The organism is Mesorhizobium sp. WSM4810 (genome assembly GCF_055811235.1).
Genome location: NZ_JBVVQV010000014.1, coordinates 21,116 through 27,456 on the forward strand (window position 1 = coordinate 21,116; position 6,341 = coordinate 27,456).

A 6,341-nucleotide genomic window follows, 5' to 3' on the forward strand; every position below is an offset into this window, starting at 1 on the left:
CGCAGCATTCGCTTCGGCGATTTCGTCCTGAACCGTACGCGCGGTTGCCTTCAGGATAGTTCCGGCACGGAGCGATTCTTGCGGCCGAAGTCATACCGGGTGCTTGAAGTGCTCGCCGAGCGACGCGGACAGCTGGTCAGCAAAGACGATCTCGTTCAGGCGACTTGGCCGGATGTGTTCGTCTCCGATGACTCCCTTGCTCAATGCGTAAGCGATATCCGCAGAGCGCTTGGCCCGGAGGGGATGGGCCTGCTGCGAACGGTGCCAAGGCGAGGATATATGCTCGTAGGCCCGGGCTCAGAGGCGGAGGAGCCGGTCGAGCCTGGCTGGAAGCGCTGGATGGCGTGGACGAGCGGGCTGACTGCAGCGCTCATAGTGGCGATGGCCACTCTCTGGCTCGCGCAACCGCGGGATTCCGTGGTGGAACTCAGCGCGGCAGATGGAGCGGTTGTGCAGGCAAACGAGCTCATTACGGCACGAGACTGGCGGCGGCGTGGGGACAACGAAGAGGCACGGGGCCTTCTCGAGGCCGTGGTGGCCGACAATCCCGGACATGCAGGGGCTTGGGCAAGCCTCGGATTGACCTACTGGTTGGAAGTTCAGCACCTTGCGTGGGGAGGCGGTCGTCGTGAGATGGCGCGGGCGCTCGAGATGGTGGAGCGCGCAGTGGCGCTTGGGGGCGGTGCGCGATCGCACCGGCTGCTCGCAGAGATGCGGCTACTCTCCCCCTTCCCGGAAATGCGTTCTCCCGTCGACGCACTGGCAAATGCCCGAGCGGCGGTGACGATCGATCCTGAGGATCCCGACAACCTGGCGGTGCTTGCCCAAGCGCTGGCCCTGACAGGCCGATCGGACGAGGCGGTCCTGACAATCCAGCAGGCTCTGCGCCTCGATCCGACGCCGCAGGACTGGCACCACCAGGTCGCTGGCCTGAGCTACCTGCTCGCGGGAGAACCGGCGCGAGCTGCAGAGGAACTTGGCCCGCTCTATGGCGCCGGGACTTTCGCAAACGCGCGGTGGTGGCCAGGATGGCTCTTCGCCGCGAGCCTTGCTCATGCCGGCCGGCTGGAAGAAGCGGCCAGGGTCGTCACGGCCGCGCTTGGGCACCGGCCCGAGCAGACCGTTACGGGCGTGGCGCAATCGTTCGATGGCCTAGCCGACGAAAGCGGCCTCGCCATTGTGCTGGAGGGGCTCAGGTTGGCTGGCATGCCGGGCTGATCCCGGCTACTTGGCGTAGGCGCGCGCCTGCCAATCGCCGTACCGATCGCGAAATTGCAGATAGCTCTTCCAGGCATCGGCGAGCAGCGGGTCTCGGGCGGTCTCCTCCGCGATGACCTCGTTCCACGCCTCCCTCAGATCGAGAAGCACTTCGTCAGGCCAGGCATGCAGCTCGACGCCCATAGCGCGAAAAGCCGCGATAGCCTCGACCTGTTCAACCGCTGCCTCGGCCGCGGTCCAGGACAGGGTGTCGCCGCACGCAGTCTCCAGCACGGCCTTTTGGTGATTTGATAGCGCGGCCCAGGTCTTCTGCGGCATCAGAATTTCAAGTGAGGTTACCGGCTGCTGCCAGCCCGGGAAGTAGAGGTACTTGGCGACCTCCGCGATGCCGAGTTCGGCATCGATGGACGGCAGCGAAAATTCGGCCGCATCGATCAGCCCAGCTTCCAGCGCCGGCCGGATCTCCTCGGCTGGAAGTTCGTAGGGGACAACCCCAAGCTTCTGCAGAACCCGAGCGCCGTAACCGAAGCTGCGCATAGCCAGCCCCTCCAGATCGGCGGAACTCTCGACTGGCGCAAGGAACCAGCCTCCGCCTTCTGCGGGAAGAATACCGCAATAGAGGCTCTTCATTTCGTGGCGCGCGTAGATCGCCTCCAGTGCCTCGGCACCACCGCCCCCTTTCATCCAGGCGGTAAAGCCGGCCGGGTCAGGACCAAAGGGAAAGCCGGTAAAGATTGTCAGCGCAGGATCCTCGCGGTGGTGATGGCCTGCCGAGCCCCACACCGCGTCGACCAGCCCTGAGTTCAGGGCGCCGAAGGTGTCCTGGTCGAGCACCAGCCGGTCATGGACCTCGATGATAAAGCCGCCGTCCGACAGCCGCCGCACCGTTTCAGCGAAGCGCTCACCAGCTTCGCCGAAGAGCTTGGGATGGAGCAGACTGTTCATGCGCCAGTGCACGACCCCTTCCTGGCTAGCGGCAGGGCCCGTAGCAAGCCAGAGGGCGAGCGTCAGCCTGCCAAGAGGACGAAGAACTTGGAAAGGACTCGGCATGGCTCCACTCTCACGCCGCGGCGGTTGAAATCCCTCGCCGTTGGCCCTCGAACTTACCACGTTTCAGACCGAGTAGTCTAAGCCGTAACAGGAGTCCCGGGACATCTCGGACGGAAGATGCGTGCAAGAACCCCCATCCCACGGCAAGCGGCAGGGCCCGGCTGAGGCGAAGGTCTGCCAGGGGCTAGGTCGCGGTAATGTCAACGACTGAATGTCCGCTCTTAAAGATCCATTACCCCGAAGCCGCCGGTCTGCTCTCGGCCCGCTCCAGTCATCAACGCGCCGCACAGCGGTCGTGCTGTTCCTTCGAAGCAGTGGCTGCAGGAGGTTCAATACCGGACCTCGCCCGGTCAGGTGCTCATACGAGGCCGGCTTTACGAAGGCCATCCACGATCAGCTCGAAATCGTTGGGATCCTTGTAGGGCAACACTTTGCGGCGATGTTCCAGTGAGTATTGGGAGTTGACGCGAAACACTTCCTGCCACTCGCGACGGGCTTCTTCGAACCGACCCAGATGGCCGTAGCTCGCCGCCAGGAGCACGCGTGAGACGTCGGTGGAAGGGTTACGAACAAGTCGCCGCCTCAGGATCCCAATTGCCTCTTCGTACCTGCGCAACTGGAACATCGCTTGCGCCTGGAAGTGAAGGTACACGTCCGGATAATACGGGTTCAAGGCCATTGCCCTGTCGAAACACCGGAGTGCGTCCTCAGGCTTGCCGGAATAATGCAGTGCGTAACCGAGATTTTCGTGCCCCTCGGCAAGATTTGGCGCAAGAGCGATCAAGCGTTTAGCCGAGCAGATGGCCGCCTCATGCCGTCGCGAATACAATTCGACGATGCCCAGCGCCCAATGTGCGTAAGGATATCGATCGTCGAGCGCCACTGCCCGTGCCGCGAACATTTCCGCTTGTGCCATTGCGTTCGACCACGACGAGCTCCACTGGTTTGCATAGTCCAGTATGTTTGCGAACGCGAGGAACGCGTAGGCGGGAGCGAATTTCGGGTCGAATTCGACGGCGCGCTGCAACAGCTCCCGGCCCTTGATGTTTTCCGCTTTCGTGAACCGCCATAGCTGCTCTCGGCCATGAAGAAAGCAGTCATACGCGTCCAGGTTGCCGGTTTGCTCGGTCGCGAGCCGCTGCTGGTCGCCCTTTGTCAGGTTGAGCGCCAGCGCGTCGACAATTTGCTGCGTAACGTCATCCTGAACGGCAAAGATATCGGTCAGGTTGCGATCGAAGCGCTCCGCCCACAGATGTCCGCCAGTGGTCGCGTCAATAAGCTGCGCGGTGATACGTACCCTGTTGCCGGATTTGCGGACGCTGCCCTCCAGCACGTAATGCACGCCGAGGTTCCGGCCCACCTCCTGAACGTTCACGTTCCTGCCCTTGAAAGTGAAGGACGAATTGCGAGCGATCACAAACAGCTGCGACAGCTTTGAGAGAGCTGTGATGATGTCTTCGGAGATTCCGTCGGCGAAATATTCCTGCTCGGCATCACCGCTCATGTTGGCGAAGGGCAGCACGGCGATCGATAACTGAGGCGGTGCCGCTGTGGAAAGCAGAGCTTCCGAAAGTTCGTGGGTCACAGGCGCCTTTGCGTGAGCCGCGGTGCCGACTCGGAGTGAATAAACCCGGATCGGTTCGGCAATATTCTTGAGCTGGGTGTCGCCGAGATCACTGACCGAAACGTCTAGTCTCGTCTTGACTTGCCGATAGGCGTCTTCGGACAGGCAGATGGTGCCCGGGGCCGCGACACCCTCCAGACGCGAGGCGATGTTGACGCCGTCGCCCATCAGGTCGCCGTCGCTTTCTTCGACCACGTCGCCCAAATGTATCCCAATCCGAAATTCGATGCGGCGGTCCTCGGGCACGCCGGCGTTGCGCTCGACCATGCCATTCTGCACTTCTATGGCGCAGCGCACGGCGTCTACCACACTGCGGAATTCAATCAACGCACCATCGCCTGTGCGCTTGACCATACGACCGTTGTAGACGGCGATGGTCGGGTCGATCAGGTCGCTTCGAAGTGCCCGCAACCGGGCCAACGTACGATCTTCATCCGTGCTCGCCAGCCGGCTGTACCCGACCACATCAGCGGCAAGGATCGCGGCTAGCTTGCGGCTCTCGCTCACGGGCCAATCTCCTCGTATCCACAATAACACGAAGAGGCAGGGAAACATGAAAGTTCGCTGTCCCCAGGGCGGTATCCTGCACTCGCTAGAATTCTACACCCTACGCCGAAGTAAGGGGGGTCATCCGGCGCAGCTGCCTGGCAAGCGACGGCCATCAATGCCCCCCTCAATGCTTCTTGAAATACTGCACCTCGCGTTCGTGCTTCTGCGCAGCCTCGCGGCTGTCAAACGTTCCGAGATTGCGGCGCTTGCCGGTTTTTTCGTCCTTCTTGCGCGAATAGAGGCGGCATTTCCCGTCTTTGAGTTTTCTGATCATCTGTCACTCCCGGAGCCACTGCTTCCCCTTGAGATTGCGCGCGGCTTGTTCGATCGCCGCCCGGTCGTTGCCCAGCCTGTCGATCAGTTCCTGCGCCTGTTCGCCCGATATGCCGGTGCGCACCGCCAGGGCCTCCACCGTCAAGACGTCGGAGCTCGCGACCTCGCGGGTTTCCGGCAGGGCATCGCCTGCCGTCAGCGGCAGGGCTGCCTCCCTGTCGATCTCGGCCTCGGCCCGGTTCCAGTGCCGCTCGGGATCGCCGTGGATCCCGCCTTCGCGTTCCCAGATCTGGTATGCGCGCTCACGGATCTTGTCTTCCCGGTCGTCGCTCATGCTGATTCCTCCTGTGGGTATTCGGATGAACGCCGCGCCAACACGAACGATCCAAGAAATCTGCGTGATCGGCGGTCGCACAGGCGCCATGCACTGCGGCCGCCAGTTCGCCGCTCAGCACCCACCTACTCGCACTGCCGGCGCGGGCCGCCGGAATAGGGCTGGTAGGTGTTGTCTTCCGGCCGATAGGAGCGGTAGCGGCTGAAGCAATATTGCACGTGGTCGGGCGGAAGCCAGGCGCCGCCGGTTTCATCCGCCGGAACATCGCCATCCATCGACCACGTGTCGGTCGCCTCGACATAGCTGGCGCCATCGTCGGCAGGCTGTGCGGCGCGGTCGGCCGCACCGGCATCGAGATAGGGCGAGACGCAGGGACGCTGCTCCCCGCTGTAGGAGATGTAGTGGTCGTCGCTTGGCCTGTAGGAGCGGTAGCGGCTCGCGCACCATTCCACATGGGCGGCGGGCATCGCCTGCTGCTCGTCCCTTGCCGGCATTGCCGGCTTGACGGAGGCGGTAGCGGTGGTGTCGGGCGACGAAGCTGCGGCATCGGCAGGTTTCGCGGCGCGATCAACTGGGGCCTGATCAAATGGGGCCTGATCAGACGGGACCTCTGCTACCTCTGGGACCTCTGGGACCTCTGGGACCTCTAGGACCTCTGCGACCTCCGGGACCTCTGGGACCGCACGGGCGGGAAGGCGCTCAAGATGCTGCGAAGCGGGGTTGACCTTCCGCGGCTCCCTCGGCCACAGTTCGGCAACACTGGAAGTCGGAGCGACCGGCCGCACCGGTTCGGCGGAGAGAATCCACAGGGCGAAAGCCAATCCACTGGCGAAAACCGCCAGCGTCAGCACGAAGCCGCCAAGTACCGCCGATAAAGCTCTCACCTTGCGCTCCTTTGCCCCGTCATCTGTTAAAATGCGAGGCACTGGATCCGGTTCCAACTAGCGCGGCGTGCCAGGCAACTCGGACAGGCGCGGCTCGTGTGCGGGGGCGCAGTCGACCCGGGGCGGACACGGTTTTGTGGTGAATGTTGCGGATGTCGCCGAGGCTGGCTCCTCTCGCAGAACCTGGGTTCCTCGCCCCCACGAACGTGGGGGAGAGGTGGCTCGGCGAAGCCGAGACGGAGAGGGGGAATTTGCGCAGGCTTGCGCCATAAGGTCTTCATCCAGGGAGAGGTTTCCGTGTTTCGAAAGGCCCCCTCTCCGGGCCGCCAGCCGCCCCCACAACACCCCACAGGGCGGGGGGGGGGGCAAAGGTTAAAAGGGGGAGGCCACAACACGAATTGTTGAAAAG

General features: G+C 63.0%; 6 protein-coding genes. 1 reads left to right on the forward strand and 5 read right to left on the reverse strand.

All coding sequences use genetic code 11. The features are described from left to right. Nucleotides 1-78: 78 nt before the first annotated feature. Nucleotides 79-1,218, forward strand: coding sequence for a winged helix-turn-helix domain-containing protein (locus tag AC0L3O_RS20130; protein ID WP_473616415.1), 1,140 nt, complete (start codon nucleotides 79-81; stop codon nucleotides 1,216-1,218). Nucleotides 1,219-1,224: 6 nt separating this feature from the next. Here the strand turns inward: AC0L3O_RS20130 and AC0L3O_RS20135 are convergent, their stop codons facing one another. From AC0L3O_RS20135 to AC0L3O_RS20155, 5 genes are all read right to left on the reverse strand, one after another. Beyond that, the gene (locus AC0L3O_RS20135; RefSeq protein WP_198032584.1) at nucleotides 1,225-2,163 is read right to left on the reverse strand and encodes a TRAP transporter substrate-binding protein; all 939 of its coding nucleotides are present in this window, start codon (nucleotides 2,161-2,163) and stop codon (nucleotides 1,225-1,227) included. A gap of 463 nt (nucleotides 2,164-2,626) precedes the next feature. Further along, nucleotides 2,627-4,399 (reverse strand): adenylate/guanylate cyclase domain-containing protein, encoded by a 1,773-nt coding sequence (locus tag AC0L3O_RS20140; protein ID WP_473616417.1) that lies wholly within the window; start codon nucleotides 4,397-4,399, stop codon nucleotides 2,627-2,629. Between the two features lie 166 nt (nucleotides 4,400-4,565). Next, on the reverse strand, nucleotides 4,566-4,715 hold the full coding sequence (locus AC0L3O_RS20145) for a hypothetical protein (protein WP_287346162.1): 150 nt from the start codon (nucleotides 4,713-4,715) through the stop codon (nucleotides 4,566-4,568). Nucleotides 4,716-4,718: 3 nt separating this feature from the next. Further along, nucleotides 4,719-5,048 (reverse strand): DUF2934 domain-containing protein, encoded by a 330-nt coding sequence (locus AC0L3O_RS20150; protein WP_473616418.1) that lies wholly within the window; start codon nucleotides 5,046-5,048, stop codon nucleotides 4,719-4,721. A 125-nt stretch (nucleotides 5,049-5,173) separates the two neighbouring features. Further along, entirely contained in the window at nucleotides 5,174-5,932 is a 759-nt protein-coding gene (locus AC0L3O_RS20155; RefSeq protein ID WP_473616420.1) for a BA14K family protein, read from the reverse strand. Nucleotides 5,933-6,341: the final 409 nt, after the last annotated feature.

Bases quoted from the DNA above. Each gene is read 5' to 3' on its own strand.
- AC0L3O_RS20135 (WP_198032584.1), bottom strand. From the start codon at position 2,163: ATGAACAGTCTGCTCCATCCCAAGCTCTTCGGCGAAGCTGGTGAGCGC.
- AC0L3O_RS20145 (WP_287346162.1), bottom strand. From the start codon at position 4,715: ATGATCAGAAAACTCAAAGACGGGAAATGCCGCCTCTATTCGCGCAAG.
- AC0L3O_RS20150 (WP_473616418.1), bottom strand. From the start codon at position 5,048: ATGAGCGACGACCGGGAAGACAAGATCCGTGAGCGCGCATACCAGATC.